This window comes from Agromyces chromiiresistens, assembly GCF_029167465.1.
GTDB classification, from domain to species: Bacteria; Actinomycetota; Actinomycetes; order Actinomycetales; family Microbacteriaceae; genus Agromyces; species Agromyces chromiiresistens.
The window spans coordinates 1235093-1253312 of sequence record NZ_JARFNL010000004.1; the positions used below are offsets into that span (position 1 = coordinate 1235093).

The window sequence follows — 18220 nt, forward strand, 5'->3', positions numbered from 1 at the left end:
TGGAGTTCACATGAGTGCGAGCACGCTCCCAGAGACGATCGAGCCCGAGCGCCGGACCCGCGGCCGTCTCGGCGTTCCGGCGATCGTCGTGCTGATCATCGCCGCGTCCGCCCCGCTGACCGTCATCGCCGGCGGCGCGACGACGGCCTATTCCGTCACCGGCTCCATCGCGGTGCCCGTCGGGTACCTCGTGCTCGCCGCCGTGCTCGCCGTCTTCTCCCTCGGCTACGCGGCCATGAGCCGGTTCATCACCAACGCCGGCGCCTTCTACGCCTACGCGGCGCAGGGTCTCGGGCGCCCGGTCGGCGTGGGCGTCGCGCTCATCGCACTCGTCGCCTACAACTGCATGCAGATCGGCATCTGGGGCATGTTCGGCTTCCAGGTGTCGGTGCTCGTCGGCGAGAAGCTCGGGCTCGACGTGCCGTGGTGGGTCGGCGTCGTCGTGTTCATCCTGGTCGTGGGCCTGCTCGGCGTGAATCGGGTCGACCTCTCGGCCAAGGTGCTCGGCGTCATCGTCGTGCTCGAGTTCGTCGTCGTGACCGTGTTCGACGTCGTCGCCTTCGCGAACCCGGCCGGCGGCTTCACGGCGGCGCCCATCTCGCCGGCCTCGCTCCTGCTGCCCGGCATCGGCGCCGTGCTCGTCTTCGGGATCGCCGCCTTCATGGGCTTCGAGTCCGCCGCCATCTACGGCGAGGAGGCGAAGGACCCGAAGCGAACGGTCGCCCGCGCCACCTTCGCGGCCGTCATCATCATCGGCGTGTTCTACGCGATCTCGTCGTGGGCGCTCGCGCTCGCCGTCGGCACCGACAAGATCTCGTCGGGCGGCATCACCCCCGAGGAGGCCGGGCCGCCGCTCTTCTTCGCCTTCGTCGCCGAGCGCCTCGGCCCGATCATGGTCGACTTCATGTCGCTGCTGTTCATCACGAGCCTCTTCGCCGCGCTCGTGAGCTTCCACAACGCCGTCGCCCGCTACGGCTTCGCGCTCGGCCGCGAGGGCGTACTGCCCGCCTGGTTCGCGAAGGTCCGGGAGCGCAGCGGGTCGCCCTGGGCCGGCTCGATCGCGCAGTCGATCGTCGCGCTCGCCGTGATCGCGGTGTTCGCGGTCGCGGGCGCCGGCAGCGAGCTCGGGCCGCTGTTCCCAGTCGTCACGCTCTTCAACTGGCTCACCAACACGGGCGCGCTCGGGCTCGTGCTGCTGATGGCGGTCGTGTCGCTCGCCGTCATCGGCTACTTCCGCCGCGACCCGCGCGACGTCGGGGTGGGCTCCCGCCTCGTGTCGCCCGTGCTCTCGTTCCTCGCGCTCGCGACCGTGCTCGTGCTCATCGTGCTGAACTTCAACGTGCTGCTCGGGCAGACCGACTCCGACCTCACGACGTTCCTCCTGCCCGCCCTCATCGTGCTCGCCGGCGTCGTCGGCATCGTCTGGGGGCTCGTGCTGCGCCGCCGGCGCCCCGAGGTCTACCGTCGCATCGGCCACGGGGCGGAGGGTGCGTCGGCCGAGCACCTCGGCTGACGCGAGACGTCACGCACTCGCCCGCCACGGCATGATGGACGCATGAAGACCGTGCAGCTGCGCCGCTACCAGATCGTCCCGGGCGAGTACGAGGCGTTCGTCTCGTGGTTCGAGGAGAAGATGCCCCCGGTGCGGCGCGCGACCGGCTTCGAGGTGGAGTTCGCCTACGGCGTGCCCGAGGCGAACGAGTTCGTGTGGGCGGTCAGCGTGCCCGGCGACCGGGCCGAGTTCGAGCGCGTCGAGGCGGCCTACATCGTCTCGCCCGAGCGGGCGGCGGCGTTCGAGGGCATCCCCGAGCGCATCGCCGGCAAGCAGATCGGCTACGTCGACGACGTGCGGATCGGCTGAGTCCGACCCTCGAGTCGCCGCGAGCCGCGCCGGCTAGCGCCTTGCGGCTCTCGGCGAGGCATCCGGTTCGCCTTGCGCCGCCGCGCGGGCACGGCCGACCGCGTCCATGCCGGCGACGGCCTGCGCGAACCCGCGGTGGCCGCGTGTCGTGAACGCTCCGATGAGGTTCGCCACCGCGAGTGCGGGGCCGATGATGGCGAACGCGCCCGGCAGGAGCGACGCGATCGAGTAGCCCCCGATGCCGGCGAGGAAGCGCAGCAGGCGCCACGCCGCAGCAGGCCGGCGGCGCTCGGTCGCCTCGATGAGCACGACGCGCTCGCCGATGGTCACGCCGCCGGCGAGCACCGACACGGCCTGCGCGGCGATCGCGACCAGGCTCGTCGCGAGGGCGACGACTTGGGGGTCGAGCCCGTCGGGCACGCCGTCGGCGAGCACGTACACGATCGCCATCACTCCCACGGCGAGGCCGTAGCCGGTGAGCCACAGGGTGACGAGGTCGACGAGCATCGCGAGGAGGCGCCGGCCGGCCGTGACGGGTGAGGCGTCGTCGGCAGCGTCGGGCGACGACGGGGCATCGGAGCGCCTCCGCCACGGACGGAGGGCGGCCGCGGCGATGAGCGAGCCGAGCACGGCCCCCGCCGTGTTCGTCGCGAGGTCGCCGGTGTCGAACAGGCGGTACGCGCACGGAAACAGGCCCCACACGCCCGTGAGTTGCGTGAGCTCGATCGCGAGCGACACGAGTGCGCCCGAGACGGCCGCGACGAGGATGCCGCGGTCGAAGAGCGCCCGCACGAAGAAGCCGAGCGGCAGGAACAGCACCAGGTTGAGCACGAACTGCTGGAACGCCGCGTTGCGCAGCAGCGACCCGCCCTCCTCGGCCTGCAGCCGTGCGATGTCGGTGACGACCGCGAAGGGGTTGAGCTCGACGCCGACGCAGTCGTACGGCCCGTCGGGCAGGGGAAGCAGGGTGTACGCCCAGAGGCCCATGACGTAGAAGAGCAGGGCGATCCAGCCGAGCATCCTCGCGCCCGAGAACCCTCCGCGCCGGCGGTAGCTCAGCGCGACGAGCGGCACGAACACGAGCACGAGCAGGGCCGAGCCCACGAAGAGCGCGACGATCCCCGGCATGATGCGATCCACGAGACAGCAGTGTACGGAGGTCGCGCGCCGTCGCCGCACCGTCGCGCCGTGTTGCATCCGTTCGACGTCATGTACAGCAAGCGTGCATGAATGTCCACGTATGATCGAGACATCCCCGGAAAGAATGCGGCCAGCGCTGCCCACCGGCAGACGCAGTCGCACGACCCTGGTCGACGACGCCCACGTACGCTCGGCCGAGAAGGAAGACCGTGAGCCACGAGTTCGACGCCCGCCGTGCCGAATGGATCGCCAAGGAGGAGCTCGCCGAGCGGATGATTCCGCTCATCGGCGGCCTGTACCGAGACCACGGGGTGGTGACGTCCATCCACGGCCGCCGCCTCATCAACCGCTCCGCCATCGAGCTGCTGAAGGCGCACCGCTTCTCGCGCCAGGCCGGCGACGTCGAGCTCGAGCTCGCCGACACCATGCGCGTGCTCGAGGCGCTCCGCGAGATCCAGCCCGGCCCCGCCTCGATCGACATCGCCCGCATCGTCAGCCGCTACGCCGACGCCCGGGCGACCGGCGACTCGCGCGAGCTCGTGGACTTCGTGCGCGCCGAGATCGCGCCCGTCGCGGGCGGCGCCTCGCCCGAGGCATCCGGCACCGACGTGGTGCTCTACGGCTTCGGCCGCATCGGGCGCCTGCTCGCCCGCATCCTCATCGCCCACTCGGGCGGGGGCCAGGGGCTGCGCCTCCGCGCGATCGTCGTGCGGAAGGGCAGCGACAACGACCTCATGAAGCGCGCGAGCCTGCTGCGCCGCGACTCGGTGCACGGCCCCTTCGCCGGCACGATCGAGGTCGACGAGGAGAACGACACGATCCTCGCCAACGGCACGCTCATCCAGGTCATCTACTCGAACGACCCGGCCACGATCGACTACACCGAGTACGGCATCGACGGCGCGATCGTCGTCGACAACACCGGCCGCTGGCGCGACGAGGCCGGCCTCAGCCAGCACCTGCAGTCGAAGGGCGTCTCGCGCGTGCTGCTCACCGCGCCCGGCAAGGGCGCGATCAAGAACATCGTGCACGGCATCAACACCGACGACATCACGGACGCCGATCGCATCCTCTCGGCCGCCTCGTGCACGACCAACGCGATCACCCCGGTGCTGAAGGCCGTCAACGACGCCTACGGCGTCGTGCGCGGCCATGTCGAGACGGTGCACTCGTTCACGAACGACCAGAACCTCATCGACAACTTCCACAAGGGCGACCGCCGGGGCCGCTCGGCGGCGCTCAACATGGTCATCACCGAGACCGGTGCCGCCAAGGCCGTGTCGAAGGCGCTGCCCGAACTCGAGGGCAGGCTCACCGGTTCGGCGATCCGCGTGCCCACGCCCGACGTGTCGCTCGCGATCCTCAACCTGCAGCTCGAGCGGCCGGCATCGAAGGCCGAGATCAACAGGTACCTCCGCCAGGTCTCGCTGACGTCGCCGCTGCGGCAGCAGATCGACTACATCGAGTCGCCCGAGGTCGTGTCGACCGACTTCGTCGGCTCGAATCGCGCCGGCATCGTCGACGGCCTCGCCACGATCGCCGACGGCACCGACGCGGTGCTCTACGTCTGGTACGACAACGAGTACGGCTACTCGTGCCAGGTCGTGCGCGTCATCGAGGCGATGGCGGGATCGCACCCGACCGTCTTCCCGGCACGCCGGCCGGTCGTGCTCGAGTCGCTTGAGCGCGAGGTCGCGCCCGTCGGCTGACCCCGGCTCCGATCGCGGATGCCCCGTGCGCGGGTTCGCGTGCGGGTCATCCGTCGTCCGGGGCGGGCGCTCAGGGTGAGAGCCGCGGCAGTGCGAGGGCAGCGACGAGGTCGTCGACGTCGGCATCGACGCGTCGGAACTCGAGGAACGGGCTGCCGTCGAATGCGGCGAGCTTCGCCTTCGTACCCAGTGACCCGAGCGGTGCGAGTTCGAGGATGGCGCCGTGCAGCAGGATCTCGGTGGCCACCTCGACGCCGATCAGCACCGGATCGGGCGGCGTCGCCACGATCGCCGCCTCGATCTCGACCGTGCCGGCTGCGTCGACAGTGCGCGGACCCGGGCCGCTCGAATGCACCTCGGCGAGGATGCGCCGAGCCTGCTCGAATTCCGGAGCGGCGAACGGGTCGGTGCTGTCGGCCGTGACCGCCCAAGCGGCGGAGTGCCGAGCAACGACGAGGCCGCCGTCGGCCCGGCCATCGATCTGGCCATGCGCCCTGAACCGGACGAACACGGTCTCGAGCGCCGAAAGCGCAGGCACGATGGCGAGTCCGCGGCGGCTGAGTCGGATCGTCCGGGGTTCCTCGTCGGGGTCGGTCGCGACCACGCCGGAGAGGGACATGCACGGGCCCGGCCGGTCGATCACGGTCATTCCCGACGGCGCAACGGCCGGTACTCCGTACGGTTCCGCTCGTACGACCTCCCATGTGACGAGCCAGCGGTGCAACTCCCGTTGCCACGCCGAGAATTGTGTCGCCCGTGACTCGGGCCGGGGGTCGCCGGGCTTCTCGGGCTGGATCGGGATCCGGCCCTCCCTCCAGTCGGCGAACGGCTGGAGGGGCGAGGGCGGTTCGGGCACTTCGGTGAAGGGATCCGGCTCAGGCACGGTCGTCCTCCGTCGGCGGCATCCCGTCGCGAAGACGGCGAAGTTCCGCGAGATCCGCCACGATCGCCTCGAGCCGGTCGGGCACGTAGCGGTAGTCGATGCATCCGCGGCCCGTCCTGCCGTCCATGCGGAGCCGGTTCGAATCGCCCTGTTCGAGCATGACCCATCCGTCGTGCACGAGGATGTCGGCGGACAGCCCGACGGCGATCTCGGGCGTCGCGCCGGCCTTCACGCGGATCGACGACTCGATGACGGCCTCCCCGTCGGCGGCGAGCCGCTGCGGCCCGCCGGCCGGAGTGGTCGACGCCCAAGCGCCCGCGGGGCGCGCCTGCTGCCACTCGGCGGTGAGGAAGGGTGTCGCCGTGACCTCGTCGGCCACTGCTGCGGTGCGTGCCGTGTGCGCGACGACCACGGTGCCGTCCGCGGCACCGGTGAACCCGCCCGCCACGCGGAACCGGTAGTGGAGCCGCCCGTCGACCGTCGGTGCGGGCAGCACGACCTGTGACCGCCATCCGCTCCATGCGAGCATGGGCGAACCGGTGGCCGACAGCCAGCCGTTGTAGGCGAACCCGTTGCCGAGCTCGCGCGCCGTGAACCAGCCGACGTCGGAGGAGTGCACGTGCGACCCCTCGATGAAGGGAGGCAGGCAGATCGACCGCCAACCGTCGAGCCATTCGAGGATCGCCCGCTGCAGCTCCGAGAACCGGGTGATTCGAAGGTCGCGCACCGGTTCGGATCCGGTTGGCGGCCAGTCGGGACGGATCGGCGGAGTGCGATCACGGAGCCAGTCGGCGAGGGGCGCGAGCGAACTCGGCGGCTCGCCGGGGGTATCGGGGTGCGCGGGCATCTCGGACATCGTGAGCTCCTCTCGGTGACGCGACGCACGCTACGCGCCGGCTCCGCCACCGCCATCCGGGCGAGCACTGAACCCGACATAGGCTGGAGCCATGAGCAGCGAAGCCGTGATCGTCGATGTCGTGCGCACCCCGGTCGGGCGCGGAAAGCCGGGCGGACTCCTCTCGGGCGTGCACCCGGTCGACCTGCTCGCGGGCGTGCTCGACACGCTCGTCTCGCGCAGCGACCTCGACCCGGCCCTCATCGACGACGTCATCGGCGGCTGCGTCAGCCAGATCGGCGAGCAGAGCTACAACATCACGCGGAACGCCGTGCTCGCGGCCGGCTTCCCCGAGCACGTGCCCGGCACCACGATCGACCGTCAGTGCGGATCGAGCCAGCAGGCGGCGACCTTCGCGGCGCAGGCCGTCATCTCGGGCAGCGCCGACATCGTGATCGCCTGCGGGGTCGAGTCGATGAGCCGGGTGCCGCTCGGCACGAGCGCCGCGGGCGCCGACCCGTTCGGTTCGCGACTGCGTCACCGGTACCCCGAGGGGCTCGTGAACCAGGGCGTCTCGGCCGAGCTCATCGCCGCGAAGTGGGGGTTCTCGCGCGACGAGCTCGACGCGTTCGCCGCGCACTCGCACGAGCTCGCGGCCGCCGCGGCCGAGTCGGGGGCGTTCGCGACCGAACTCGTGCCGGTGCCCGGCATCGACTCCCTCACCGACGAGACGGTGCGGCCCGGCACGAGCGTGGAGTCGCTCGCCGGACTCGACGCGGCGTTCCGCACCGACGAGCTCGCGTCGCGCTTCCCCGAGATCGACTGGCGCATCACGCCCGGCAACTCGTCGCCGCTCACCGACGGCGCCTCGGCCGCGCTCATCATGAGCGCCGAGCGCGCGTCGCAGCTCGGACTCGAGCCCCGGGCGCGGTTCCGCGCGTTCTCGGTCGTCGGCAGCGACCCGCTGTACATGCTGACGGGCGTCATCCCGGCGACGGCGAAGGTGCTCGGGCGCGCGGGACTGACGCACGACGACATCGACGCCTACGAGGTCAACGAGGCGTTCGCGTCGGTGCCGCTCGCCTGGCTCGCCGACACCGGGGCGGATGCCTCGAAGCTCAACCCGCGCGGCGGCGCGATCGCCCTCGGCCACGCGCTCGGATCGAGCGGCACGCGCCTGCTCACGACCCTCGTCAACCAGCTCGAGGCGACCGGTGGCCGCTACGGCCTGCAGACGATGTGCGAGGGCGGCGGCATGGCGAACGCCACCGTCATCGAGCGCCTCTGACCGACCCGCCCCACCCACCACCCACCACCCACCACCCACTCCGGTTCATCGAGTGTTGCCGTTTCGACCGGGCGTCGCCGCGGCAGCGGAGACATCCGGTTCGAATGGAAACGCTCGGCGACCACACCAACGAAGGAGCACACATGGAACTCACCGGCGTATCCGCGATCGTCACCGGCGGGGCCTCCGGCCTCGGGCGTGCGACGGCGCGCGCCCTCATCGACGGCGGAGCCTCGGTCGTCGTCATCGACCTGCCCGGGCCCCGCGGCGAGGAGGCGGCCGCCGAACTCGGCGAGCGAGCCCGGTTCGTGCCCGCCGACGTCGCGAACGAGGCCGAGGTGCAGGCCGCGGTCGACGCCGCTTCGGCGATCGCGCCGCTCCGCGTGGCGGTCAACTGCGCCGGCATCGTGACGGCGAACCGCACGGTCGGCCGTGACGGTGCGGGCCCGCTCGACGCGTTCGAGCGCACGATCCGGGTGAACCTCGTCGGCACGTTCAACGTGACCCGCCTCGCCGCTGCGGCGATGGCCGCGAACGAGCCCGTCACCTCGTCGCTGCCCGGCGGACCTGCGACGGCCGAGCGCGGCGTCATCGTCAACACGGCGTCGGTCGCCGCCTTCGACGGGCAGATCGGCCAGGCCGCCTACTCGGCGTCGAAGGCCGGCGTCGCCGGCATGACCCTGCCGATCGCGCGCGACCTGTCGAAGCTGCTCATCCGCGTCATGACGATCGCGCCGGGCATCTTCGAGACGCCGATGATGGCCGGCATGCCGGACGAGGTGCGGGCCTCGCTCGAGGCGCAGGTGCCGCACCCCTCGCGGCTCGGCCACCCGACCGAGTACGCCGCGCTCGTGCGGTCGATCATCGCCAACCCGATGCTGAACGGCGAGGTGATCCGGCTCGACGGCGCGATCCGCATGCAGCCGAAGTAGGCGGGCGGCACTCCACGACGAGGATGCCTCGGGGCCGGCGATCGATCGATCGCCGGCCCCGAGGCATCCGGCTCTGCGGTGCTCAGGCCGCCGTGATGCGCTGCTGGGAGCGCGCCGCCTTGATGAAGCCGTCGATGACGTCCCACGCGGCGCCCGCGATCACGACCACGACGGCGATCGGCGCGATCACCTCGCCGGCATCGCCCCACGGCCACCCGACGGCCTCGAGCGCGGCGGGGTTGAAGAGCTGCCCGGTCGCGTAGAGCCAGAGGCCGGGCACGACCCACGCGGCGCCGAGCACGAGGTTCGCGCCGGCGAGGCCCCAGGTCCAGCCGCGGAGGTACACGGCGACCGCGAACGCCGCCTCGAGCACGATGAGCACGAGGAAGTACGGCAGCCAGAAGCTCCACAGGGCGGGGTCGAGCAGGGGCATCGACGAGAGCGCGTCGACCCACGGCAGGCCGAACTGCTGCATGACGAGCAGCACGCCGAAGATGCCGAGCAGCACGAGCGAGGCGACGAGGTCGACGAGCCGGTTGGTGCGACCGTCCTCGGCGATCTGCGGCAGCATCTCGGGCTTCCACTCGAGGTCGATGCCGCGCTGGCCGGCGGCCGCGGGCGTGCGCTCGAGGATCGCGAACACGAGCGTCGTCCAGAAGCCGAGATGCACGGCGATCGAGAACGCGCTCGCAACGGCGCTGCCGATGACCTCGTCGACATCGGCGCCCGAGAGCAGCTGGCCGAGCGTGACCGCCGCGACGGCGATCGGGAGCACGACCGCGAGCAGGAACTTCAGCAGCCGCCACCAGACGAGGAAGTAGCGCGGCCCGATGAGCTGCAGCGGGCGGCCGACGTACTCGGCGGCGAGGGCGGCCGGGTCGCCGAGGGCGGTGAGGGCGGCGTGCTCGGCGTCGGCCGGCGTGCGCCCCTGCTCGACGAGCGCGTCGCTCGCGTCGCCGATGCGCTCGCGCAGCTCGCGCTCGAGCTCGTCGCGCTGGGCCTCGGGCACGCTGCGGGCGGCGGCCCACACGTAGCGGTCGGTGAGGGTGTTCGCGGTCATGATTCGTCTCCGTCGGTGAGGCCGGCGAGCGCGTCGTCGATGCGTCGCCAGTCGGTCATGAGGGTGTCGGCGAGTTCAACGCCGGTCGGGCTCGTGCGATAGAACTTGCGGGGCCGTGCCTCGTCGGTGTTCCACTCGCTCGTCAGCAGGCCCTGCTTCTCGAGGCGACGCAGCAGCGGGTAGAGCGTGTTCGCGTCGACGAGGATGCCGAGCGCGTTGAGCGACTCGAGCAGTGCGTAGCCGTAGTCGGGCGTGCGCAGCCGGACGAGGCAGGCGAGCACGACGGTGCCGCGGCGCAGCTCTTGCAGGTGCCCGGCGGTCGTCTCATCGGTGTTCATGGCTGACACGATACTGTGCGACACACACTAATGCAATAGAAACTTCATTGCGTGTGGTGGTCCCGGCCCGGTGCGCGACCGAACAGGCGCATCCGCGCGACCCGCCGTACCGTGCAGGTCTCGGCCCGGTGTGGCGACGGAGAAGTGCTGTTCGGACGAAGAGGCCGTCGGCGGAAGTCGCCGCCTACTGCTCGGCGTGCGCCTCGAGGAACTCGTAGACCGAGACGTCGTCGACCCCGGGGAAGGTGCCCGACGGCAGCGGCGAGAGCACGTGCGCGTGCAACCTGGCACTCGGCCACGCCCGCCCGGCCCAGCGCTCGGCGAGCCCCGACGGCGCCCGGCGGCAGCACGACTCGTCGGGGCAGGTCGACACCGCGCGCACCGTGGTCTCGCGGCCGCGGAACCACTTGGCCTGCGCGAACGGGACGCCGACCGTGATCGAGAACTCCGCGGCATCCGTTCGCCCGGTCTGGGTCGCGCACCAGAAGGTGCCCGCCGGGGTGTCGGTGTACTGGTAGTTCTCGGTCGTGCGGTTGGTGTGCTCGAACGCGGTGCGCGCGCTCCACTGCTTGCACACCCACTGGCCCTCGATCGACCCGGTCACGTCGGTCGGCAGCGGCAGGCCGTCGTTCTCATAGCCCTTGAGCAACGCCCCGTCGCCGTTCACCCTGAGGAAGTGCAGCGTCATGTCGAGGTGCTCGGTCGCGAGGTTCGTGAACCGCAGGGCGGCGGCCTCATGCGTCACGCCGAACGCGTCGCGGAAGTCCTCGATCGCGAGCCGCTTCTCCTTCTTCGCCTCCTGCAGGAACGTGACCGACGCCTCCTGGGGCATGAGGCACGCCGCGGCGAAGTAGTTGATCTCGAGCCGCTGCCAGAGGAACTCGTCGTAGCTCGCGGGCGGCGTGTGGCCGAGCAGCCGGTGCGCCATCGCCTGGAGCGCCATCGAACGCAGCCCGTGCCCGCCCGGGATCGAGGCCGGCGGCAGGTAGATGCGCCCGTTGGCGAGGTCGGTGATCGAGCGGGTGGAGTCGGGCAGGTCGTCGACGTAGATGAGCTGGAAGCCGAGCCGCTCGGCCATCACGCCGACCTCCCGGTGGGTGAGCGCGCCGGACCGGTGGCCCGAGGCGCGCACCTGCTCCTCGGCGAGGGCCTCGATGTCGGGCAGGTAGTTGTGCCGCGCGCGCATGCGCTCGCGCTGGTCGGTGTTGGCACGCCGGGCCTCTTCGGGGGTGGCGATCGCCTCGGATGCACGCCGTTGCAGTTCGCGGTGCAGCCCGACGATCGCCTCGAGCGTCTCGTCGGAGATGCCGCGCGAGGGCTTCACGGCCGGCAGCCCGAGGCTCGCGTACAACTGGCCGGTCTGCGCGCGGCCGAGCTCGAGCTCGAGGGCCGCGCGGCGGCTCGGCGCCTCGCGCGAGAGCAGGTCGGAGAGCTCGACCCCGAGGGCGGCCGCGAGCGCGTCGAGCGTCGAGAGCTTCGGCTCGCGCTTGCCGTTCTCGATGAGCGAGAGCTGGCTACCGGCCATGCCGACCGCGTCGCCGAGCTGGTCGAGGGTGAGCCCGCGCTCGCCGCGGAAATGGCGGATGCGGTGGCCGAGGGTCGCGAGATCGGGGGAGCCTGCCTTCATCCGTTAAGAATATCGAAAGATCGCAGATTCTTAACCCCCGAATTGGTCACCGGGATGCCTCGAATCGGCGCATTCTGGAAACACGAAGCGATCCGGCGCCGCGCCGGGCACCACTTGGAAGGGACGATGATGACCATCTCCGGGCTCTCGACCGACACGGACGGCACCCAGGCCTACGGCGAAGGCCACGCGCCGCGCGGCACCACCGACCCCGCGCTTCGGGCATGGGTCGACGAGATCGCCGGCCTCACCAAGCCCGACGCCGTCGTGTGGTGCGACGGATCGCAGCACGAGGCCGACCTCCTCGAGCGCCAGCTCGTCGCCGAGGGCAAGCTGATCAAGCTCAACCCCGAGTGGCGCCCCAACAGCTACCTCGCGCGCACCGACCCGTCGGACGTCGCCCGCGTCGAGGACCGCACGTTCATCTGCTCGACGTACGAGGAGGACGCCGGTCCCACGAACAACTGGCGCGACCCGCGCGAGATGCGCGACGAGCTCACCGAGGTCTTCGACGGCTCGATGAAGGGCCGCACGATGTACGTCGTGCCGTTCTCGATGGGCCCGCTCGGCGGCCCCATCTCGCAGCTCGGCGTCGAGATCACCGACTCGCCGTACGTGGTGCTGTCGATGGGCATCATGACGCGCATGGGCGAGCAGGTCTACCGCCTCATCGAGGCCGGCGAGCCCTGGGTGCGCACGGTGCACTCGGTCGGCTACCCGCTCGTCGACGGCGTCGGCCACCGCCGCGCCGAGATCGAGTGGCCCTGCAACGACACCAAGTACATCGTGCAGTTCCCGGACTCGCGCGAGATCTGGTCGTACGGTTCGGGCTACGGCGGCAACGCCCTGCTCGCGAAGAAGTGCTTCGCGCTGCGCATCGCGAGTGTCATGGCCCGCGACGAGGGCTGGCTCGCCGAGCACATGCTGCTCATCAAGGTCACCTCGCCCGAGGGCAAGTCGTACCACGTCGCCGCCGCGTTCCCGTCGGCGTGCGGCAAGACGAACCTCGCGATGCTGCAGCCCACGATCCCCGGCTGGAAGGTCGAGACGATCGGCGACGACATCGCCTGGATGCGCCCCGGCGACGACGGCCGCCTCTACGCGATCAACCCCGAGGCCGGGTTCTTCGGCGTCGCACCGGGCACGGGCGAGTCGACCAACCCGACCGCCGTGCAGACGCTCTGGGGCAACACGATCTTCACGAACGTGGCCCTGCGCCCCGACGGCGACGTCTGGTGGGAGGGCCTGACCGACGAAGTGCCGGCCGAGCTCACCGACTGGGAGGGCAACCACTGGACGCCCGCTTCGGGCCGCCCCGCCGCGCACCCGAACTCCCGCTTCACGGTCGCCGCCGCGCAGTGCCCGCAGATCTCCGACGACTGGGACGCCCACGACGGCGTGCCGATCGACGCGATCCTCTTCGGCGGACGCCGCGCGACGAACGTGCCGCTCGTCGCCGAGGCCCGCTCGTGGAAGCACGGCGTGTTCATGGGCGCGACGATCTCGTCGGAGAAGACCGCCGCGGCCGAGGGCACCGTGGGCGAGCTCCGCCGCGATCCCTTCGCGATGCTCCCGTTCTGCGGCTACAACATGGCCGACTACTGGGGCCACTGGGTGAAGATGGGCCGCGTGCTCGGCCAGGGCGCCCCGAAGATCTTCCAGGTCAACTGGTTCCGCAAGGGCGCCGACGGCTCGTTCCTCTGGCCCGGGTTCGGTGAGAACTCGCGCGTGCTCGAGTGGATCGTCGGCCGCGTCGAGGGCACCGCCGACACCGTCGAGACGCCGATCGGCCTCCTCCCGGCCGCCGATTCGCTCGACCTCGACGGCCTCGACATCACGGCCGAGGCGCTCGAGCAGCTGTTCGACGTCGACCGCGACTCGTGGCTCGCCGAGTGCGAGCTGACCGACGAGTACTTCGCCCAGTTCGGCGACCGCGTGCCGGCGGCCCTCAAGGCCGAGCTCGCGAGCCTGCGCTACCACCTCGAGCACGAGTCGGCCCCGGTGGTCGAGTAGCGAAGGGCCCCGAGACGCCGCAAGCGAAGGGCGGATGCCTCGGGCATCCGCCCTTCGCCGTGTCCGGGCCCGCGGCACGCGGGAGGTCATCGGGCGCGCGGCGCCCGTGCGGGTCTAGCGTGGGCCGGAGGAGGCCCCCATGGAGTTCGGCCAGATCATCACCCGAGCCGGCGAGGTCATCGACGTCATCGGTGTCATCGCGATCGTCGTCGGCGTGCTCTACGCGATGATCGACGCCGCGATCCGGCGGGTGCGGAACACCGGCCCGGTCTACGAACGCTTCCGGCGAGTGCTCGGGCGCGGCATCCTCATCGGCCTGGAACTCCTCGTCGCCGCGGACATCATCCGCACGGTCGCCGTGACCCCGACGCTCGAGTCGGTCGGCGTGCTCGGCATCATCGTCCTGATCCGGACGTTCCTGAGCTGGTCGCTCGCGGTGGAGATCACGGGGCGGTGGCCGTGGCAGCGCCATGGCGCGACCGTCGACGGCGAGGCCGCCGACGGTGGCGCCGAACGGGTCCCGGTACCGGGGCGATAGTGCCGCTCGTCGCCGTCACCGCCGCCGCCGCGCCCGGCAGCAGCCCGGTTAGACTCGCCGGATGGCGCGCTTCGTGGTCGTGCTGCCGCTCTCGCCGCTCACCGTCGGCGACGAGTTCACGGTCGCGCAGTGGCCGTTGCACGTGACCCTGGTCGAGCCGTTCGAGACCGAGCTCGACGCCGACGTGCTCGGCACGGCGCTCGCCGCCGTCGCGGGCTCACCGGGTGCCCGCGCGATCACGGTCGCGGTCGGCGACGACGCGATGTTCGGGCCCCGCCGCGACATCCTCGTGTCGCTCGTGCGCGACGGCGGCGCCATCGCGGCGCTGCGGGCCGCCGCGATCTCGGCGCTGCGCGGACTGGGGATCGATCTCGTCCGGATGCGCCAGGACTTCCGTCCGCACGTGACGGCGAAGCGGCACGGGCGGGTGGACCGCGGCGACCGCCTGCAGCTCGGCAGCCTCGCGCTCGTGCGGCTCCGCCCGCCGGAGACCTCGCACCACGGCCGGATCGTCGGATCCTGGCCGCTCGGCGAGGGCACGGCGGGCGGAGGCTGAGCGAATGCGCCTTCAGTCGGCCGTGTGCGGGTCGTCGAGGTGGCCGATGACGCGCAGCACGGCGGCCGGCGCGTAGCGGAACTCGACGGTGCCGCTCGCGCCCGGCTCGGCCGGGCCGACCCAGGTGCTCGACCCCTCGTGCAGACGCACCCAGCCGTCCTCGAAGAGCACATCGGTGCCGATGACGAAGGCCATCGCCGGGGACTCGCCCTGCCGCACGGCGATCGATCCCTCGAACACCTGCGTCGCCTGCGCGTCGACGTCGGCGCGCGCCTGCACGCCGACGAGCGGACGCGCGATGGGCGTCGCGAACCCGGGAGCCTGGAAGGGGCTCTGCTTGGCCGCGTCGGCCACGATGCCGAAGTTCACGCTCGTCGAGACGAGGCTGAGCGACGCCTGGCCGTCGAGCACGAGTCGGCTCGACACGCTGAAGCGGTAGAAGAGCCGGCCCGATTCGCGGGCGGGCGGCAGCACCGCGGCACTGGCCCAGTTGCGCGACCAGGCGAGGGGCTCGCCGTGGCGGTTCGGCGGGTCGTAGAGGCTCGCCGTGAGACGCACCGACCCGTCGGGGCGGGCGGGTGCGGCCTTGAGCGAGCTGCGGCCGCGGTCGTCGTCGGGCATGACGTCGCGCACGGGGGTGAAGGCCGGGAGTTCGAGCGGCTCCCAGTGGCGCAGCCAGCCCTGGACGGCCGATTGCACGCGGTCGAACGAACTGCCGAGGCCGGTGCGGCGGATCGTGGGGCCGTCGGTCGCGACCTCGGGCAGGTCGTCGATGAGGCCGACGGGAATCCCGTCGAACGGGTCGAGGTCGCGCGCGGTGGGCACGGTCGCGATGGTCATGGTGGGTCCTCCAGGGGGCGTGGGCTCAGGGCATCCGCTATCGGATGCGATGACTCCACGCTAGGAAGACGATCGCCGTCGTCCATCCGAGCAGGCACTGAGGTTCGCTCGGGATACCCCTGAACCGGCCGGGATGCCTCGGGGCCGCGCCGCGCCCGCCGAGGCAGCCGAGACGTGCCTCAGACGAGCAGCTGGTGCTCGGCCAGCTCGCGGTACAGCGGCACGGTCGCGACGAGCTCGGTGTGGGTGCCCTCGCCGACGACCCGCCCGTCGTCGAGCACGACGATGCGGTCGGAGTCGATCACGGTCGAGAGCCGGTGGGCGATCACGATGAGCGTGCGCCCGGCCGCGACGGCATCGATCGCCTCGCGCATCATCCGCTCGTTCACGCCGTCGAGCGACGAGGTCGACTCGTCGAGCAGCAGGATCGGCGGCGCCGCGAGCAACGCGCGGGCGATCGCGAGGCGCTGCCGCTCGCCTCCTGAGAGCATGATGCCGTCGTCGCCCACGGCGGCCCCCAGGCCGGCGGGGTCGCGGTCGAGCACCGTGCCGAGGTTGACCGCGCGCAGCACGTGCTCGCACTCGGCGTCGGTCGCGTCGGGCGAGCCGAGCAGCAGGTTGTCGCGCAGCGTTCCGGCGAGCACGGGGGCGTCCTGTTCGACGTACCCGATCTGCGCGCGCAGCTCGGTGCGGTCGATCGACCGGAGGTCGAGCCCGCCCATGCGCACGGCGCCGACCGACGGGTCGTAGAACCGCTCGATGAGGGCGAGGATGGTCGACTTGCCGGCCCCCGACGGCCCCACGAGCGCGATGCGCTGACCGCGAGGCACGTCGAACGACACGCCTCTCAGCACGGGCTGCCGCTCGGTGACGTCGGGCTCGGGAAGGTGCTCGTCGGGGGAGTCGTTGGCCGGGTCGGCCGGGTCCTGCCGGGTCGCGGCGTAGGCGAAGTGCACGTCGTCGAAGGCGACGGCGGGGGCGTCGGGGAGGAGGCCCTCGTTCGCGTCGCCGACGATGAGGGCGCGCGGGGCGAGCTCGCGGTCGTGCTCGTCCTCGTCGGGCAGGTCGAGGATCTCCTGGATCCGGCCCAGCGCGCCGAGCGCGAGGTTGACCGACGTGATCGCCCCGAACGCCTGCCCGAGCGGCAGGATCATCATGAAGAGGAACAGGATGAACGCGACGAGGTTCGCGACCGTGATCGCCCCCGAGGCGACGCGGTATCCGCCCACGCCGAGCACGACGAGGAACGACACCTGCATGGCGATGCCGGCGATCGGCACGATGAGCGCCGAGATCTTCGCGACGGCGACGCCCATGCGCCATGCTCCCTCGGCCTCGCCTTCGACGGCGGCGATCTCGCGCTCGGTGGCGCCGGCGGCGCGGATCGTGCGCACGGCGCCGATCGCCCGCTCGACGCTCGCCGCGACATCCCCGACCTTCGCCTGCGCGGCGTGCGACGCCTCGCGCACCCGCTGCGACAGCAGGGTCACGGTCGTGATCGCGATGGCGACGACGAGCACGGTGAGCCCGAGCAGCACGGGATCGATCACGAGCATGAAGATGAGCGCGCCGAAGAACGTCACGGTGCCGCCGATCGCCTCGACGAGCCCCTGGGTGAGCACGGCGCGCAGCATGGTCGTGTCGCTGCCGACGCGGGAGACGAGGTCGCCCGTGCGGCGGGTGTCGAACTCGGCGATCGGCAGGTGCAGCAGCTTCGCGATGAGCTTCTTGCGGCTCGAGAGCACGACGCCCTCGCCGGTACGCTGCAGCAGGTAGTGCTGGTAGCCCGAGATGACGCCGCTGACGACGACGAGGGCGACGAGGGCCCAGACGATCCAGCCGAGCGAGTCTCCGGCCTCGACGACCGTGATCACGCGGCTGACGAGCAGCGGCTGCGCGAGGCTCGCCAGTGCGCCGACGACCGAGAGCACGGCGACCCAGATGAGCACCGACCGGTGCTCGAAGATGAACGGCAGCAGCTGCCGGAACGTCGCGCGCGGACCCGGTGGCTGCTCGCCGCGCCGCCCGAATGGCGAGGTGCGGGCGGGGCGTTCGGCTGCGCCGTCGGCCTGGTCGCGAGTGCGTGCCGGTCGTGGGGTGCGCCGGCGCGCTTCGCGCTCGGCTCGGCGGGTGGGGGTCTCGCTCGTGCTCATCTTCACTCTCTGGTCGCTGGCAGCCTGACGACGGTGGCGATCGGATGCCTCGCGCCCCCGTCGCTCGCGTCGTCGCCGCATTGCAGCCTACGCGCCCCGGCTGCGCCGGGCTCCCAGCCCTGTCGGCGGGAGGGCCCGTCCGGGCGCGCTCAGGAACGGCCGTACTTCTTGTGCACCGCCTGCTTCGAGACCTCGAGCGCGAGGGCGATGAGCTGCCAGCTCGACCCGCCGGCGCGCGCGCGGCGCACCGCGACGGCTTCGGCTCGGTCGAGCTCGCGGTTGAGCTCGATGCGCACGTGGTGCAGCTCGCGCAGGGCGCGGTAGGGGTCGTCGCCGTCGGCCGCGGCGATCGCGGTGCGGAGGGTGCGGTCGTCCATGTCGTCAACCATAGTTGACGTGAGTCCTGCTCGTCAACGTGAGTTGACGATCCGCTGCGGAAGGTCCGTT

General features: G+C 71.6%; 17 protein-coding genes. 8 read left to right on the forward strand and 9 right to left on the reverse strand.

Features of this window, described 5'->3' with window-relative positions:
* Nucleotides 1–10: 10 nt before the first annotated feature.
* Nucleotides 11–1513, forward strand: coding sequence for an APC family permease (locus PX701_RS13030; RefSeq protein ID WP_231431677.1), 1503 nt, complete (start codon nt 11–13; stop codon nt 1511–1513).
* A gap of 42 nt (nt 1514–1555) precedes the next feature.
* Entirely contained in the window at nt 1556–1861 is a 306-nt protein-coding gene (locus PX701_RS13035; protein ID WP_275506533.1) for a hypothetical protein, read from the forward strand.
* A gap of 33 nt (nt 1862–1894) precedes the next feature.
* On the opposite strand, the gene PX701_RS13040 is transcribed toward PX701_RS13035, so the two are convergent.
* Complete coding sequence (locus PX701_RS13040; RefSeq protein WP_231431675.1) at nt 1895–3001, reverse strand: VanZ family protein; 1107 nt, start codon at nt 2999–3001, stop codon at nt 1895–1897.
* A gap of 272 nt (nt 3002–3273) precedes the next feature.
* Between PX701_RS13040 and PX701_RS13045 the strand changes: the two genes are divergently transcribed.
* Nucleotides 3274–4710, forward strand: coding sequence for a glyceraldehyde-3-phosphate dehydrogenase (locus tag PX701_RS13045; protein ID WP_420831083.1), 1437 nt, complete (start codon nt 3274–3276; stop codon nt 4708–4710).
* Nucleotides 4711–4780: 70 nt separating this feature from the next.
* Here PX701_RS13045 and PX701_RS13050 read toward each other — a convergent pair whose 3' ends face one another.
* Together PX701_RS13050 and PX701_RS13055 are read right to left on the reverse strand one after the other, a co-directional pair.
* A complete protein-coding gene (locus PX701_RS13050; protein WP_275506535.1) occupies nt 4781–5329 on the reverse strand; it encodes a hypothetical protein in 549 nt (182 codons plus the stop codon).
* 256 nt (nt 5330–5585) lie between these two features.
* Nucleotides 5586–6449: a hypothetical protein gene (locus PX701_RS13055; RefSeq protein WP_275506536.1), complete on the reverse strand. Its 864-nt coding sequence runs from the start codon at nt 6447–6449 to the stop codon at nt 5586–5588.
* 91 nt (nt 6450–6540) lie between these two features.
* On the opposite strand from PX701_RS13055, the gene PX701_RS13060 reads away from it, so the two are divergent.
* Complete coding sequence (locus PX701_RS13060; RefSeq protein WP_231431672.1) at nt 6541–7716, forward strand: thiolase family protein; 1176 nt, start codon at nt 6541–6543, stop codon at nt 7714–7716.
* A gap of 143 nt (nt 7717–7859) precedes the next feature.
* Nucleotides 7860–8648, forward strand: coding sequence for an SDR family NAD(P)-dependent oxidoreductase (locus tag PX701_RS13065; protein WP_231431671.1), 789 nt, complete (start codon nt 7860–7862; stop codon nt 8646–8648).
* Nucleotides 8649–8730: 82 nt separating this feature from the next.
* Here the strand turns inward: PX701_RS13065 and PX701_RS13070 are convergent, their stop codons facing one another.
* The 3 genes from PX701_RS13070 to PX701_RS13080 all read right to left on the reverse strand — a co-directional run bounded on the left by PX701_RS13070 (nt 8731) and on the right by PX701_RS13080 (nt 11673).
* Entirely contained in the window at nt 8731–9708 is a 978-nt protein-coding gene (locus tag PX701_RS13070; RefSeq protein ID WP_275506537.1) for a permease prefix domain 1-containing protein, read from the reverse strand.
* Nucleotides 9705–10046 (reverse strand): PadR family transcriptional regulator, encoded by a 342-nt coding sequence (locus tag PX701_RS13075; protein WP_231431669.1) that lies wholly within the window; start codon nt 10044–10046, stop codon nt 9705–9707. Before PX701_RS13075 ends, PX701_RS13070 begins: the two co-directional genes overlap by 4 nt.
* A gap of 184 nt (nt 10047–10230) precedes the next feature.
* Nucleotides 10231–11673, reverse strand: a complete 1443-nt coding sequence (locus tag PX701_RS13080) for a helix-turn-helix domain-containing protein (protein ID WP_231431668.1) — start codon at nt 11671–11673, stop codon at nt 10231–10233.
* Nucleotides 11674–11802: 129 nt separating this feature from the next.
* Between PX701_RS13080 and PX701_RS13085 the strand changes: the two genes are divergently transcribed.
* The 3 genes from PX701_RS13085 to PX701_RS13095 all read left to right on the forward strand — a co-directional run bounded on the left by PX701_RS13085 (nt 11803) and on the right by PX701_RS13095 (nt 14780).
* On the forward strand, nt 11803–13686 hold the full coding sequence (locus PX701_RS13085) for a phosphoenolpyruvate carboxykinase (GTP) (protein ID WP_231432370.1): 1884 nt from the start codon (nt 11803–11805) through the stop codon (nt 13684–13686).
* A gap of 139 nt (nt 13687–13825) precedes the next feature.
* A complete protein-coding gene (locus PX701_RS13090) occupies nt 13826–14224 on the forward strand; it encodes a DUF1622 domain-containing protein (protein WP_231431667.1) in 399 nt (132 codons plus the stop codon).
* Between the two features lie 61 nt (nt 14225–14285).
* Nucleotides 14286–14780: a 2'-5' RNA ligase family protein gene (locus PX701_RS13095; protein ID WP_231431666.1), complete on the forward strand. Its 495-nt coding sequence runs from the start codon at nt 14286–14288 to the stop codon at nt 14778–14780.
* A gap of 12 nt (nt 14781–14792) precedes the next feature.
* Here the strand turns inward: PX701_RS13095 and PX701_RS13100 are convergent, their stop codons facing one another.
* From PX701_RS13100 to PX701_RS13110, 3 genes are all read right to left on the reverse strand, one after another.
* Nucleotides 14793–15620 carry a hypothetical protein gene (locus PX701_RS13100; RefSeq protein ID WP_275506538.1) on the reverse strand — a complete coding sequence of 276 codons (828 nt, stop codon included), beginning with the start codon at nt 15618–15620 and terminating at the stop codon, nt 14793–14795.
* 179 nt (nt 15621–15799) lie between these two features.
* Complete coding sequence (locus PX701_RS13105; protein ID WP_275506539.1) at nt 15800–17773, reverse strand: ABC transporter ATP-binding protein; 1974 nt, start codon at nt 17771–17773, stop codon at nt 15800–15802.
* Between the two features lie 149 nt (nt 17774–17922).
* A complete protein-coding gene (locus tag PX701_RS13110; protein ID WP_231431663.1) occupies nt 17923–18150 on the reverse strand; it encodes a hypothetical protein in 228 nt (75 codons plus the stop codon).
* Nucleotides 18151–18220 lie beyond the last annotated feature (70 nt).

What these genes read in the sequence shown, in the direction of transcription:
- PX701_RS13090 (WP_231431667.1), top strand. Translation starts at nt 13,826, where the DNA reads ATGGAGTTCGGCCAGATCATCACCCGAGCCGGCGAGGTCATCGACGTC.
- PX701_RS13065 (WP_231431671.1), top strand. Translation starts at nt 7,860, where the DNA reads ATGGAACTCACCGGCGTATCCGCGATCGTCACCGGCGGGGCCTCCGGC.
- PX701_RS13035 (WP_275506533.1), top strand. Translation starts at nt 1,556, where the DNA reads ATGAAGACCGTGCAGCTGCGCCGCTACCAGATCGTCCCGGGCGAGTAC.
- PX701_RS13060 (WP_231431672.1), top strand. Translation starts at nt 6,541, where the DNA reads ATGAGCAGCGAAGCCGTGATCGTCGATGTCGTGCGCACCCCGGTCGGG.
- PX701_RS13080 (WP_231431668.1), bottom strand. Translation starts at nt 11,673, where the DNA reads ATGAAGGCAGGCTCCCCCGATCTCGCGACCCTCGGCCACCGCATCCGC.
- PX701_RS13095 (WP_231431666.1), top strand. Translation starts at nt 14,286, where the DNA reads ATGGCGCGCTTCGTGGTCGTGCTGCCGCTCTCGCCGCTCACCGTCGGC.
- PX701_RS13085 (WP_231432370.1), top strand. Translation starts at nt 11,803, where the DNA reads ATGACCATCTCCGGGCTCTCGACCGACACGGACGGCACCCAGGCCTAC.
- PX701_RS13100 (WP_275506538.1), bottom strand. Translation starts at nt 15,620, where the DNA reads ATGACCATCGCGACCGTGCCCACCGCGCGCGACCTCGACCCGTTCGAC.
- PX701_RS13105 (WP_275506539.1), bottom strand. Translation starts at nt 17,773, where the DNA reads ATGAGCACGAGCGAGACCCCCACCCGCCGAGCCGAGCGCGAAGCGCGC.
- PX701_RS13030 (WP_231431677.1), top strand. Translation starts at nt 11, where the DNA reads ATGAGTGCGAGCACGCTCCCAGAGACGATCGAGCCCGAGCGCCGGACC.
- PX701_RS13070 (WP_275506537.1), bottom strand. Translation starts at nt 9,708, where the DNA reads ATGACCGCGAACACCCTCACCGACCGCTACGTGTGGGCCGCCGCCCGC.
- PX701_RS13045 (WP_420831083.1), top strand. Translation starts at nt 3,274, where the DNA reads ATGATTCCGCTCATCGGCGGCCTGTACCGAGACCACGGGGTGGTGACG.
- PX701_RS13050 (WP_275506535.1), bottom strand. Translation starts at nt 5,329, where the DNA reads ATGTCCCTCTCCGGCGTGGTCGCGACCGACCCCGACGAGGAACCCCGG.
- PX701_RS13075 (WP_231431669.1), bottom strand. Translation starts at nt 10,046, where the DNA reads ATGAACACCGATGAGACGACCGCCGGGCACCTGCAAGAGCTGCGCCGC.
- PX701_RS13110 (WP_231431663.1), bottom strand. Translation starts at nt 18,150, where the DNA reads ATGGACGACCGCACCCTCCGCACCGCGATCGCCGCGGCCGACGGCGAC.
- PX701_RS13055 (WP_275506536.1), bottom strand. Translation starts at nt 6,449, where the DNA reads ATGTCCGAGATGCCCGCGCACCCCGATACCCCCGGCGAGCCGCCGAGT.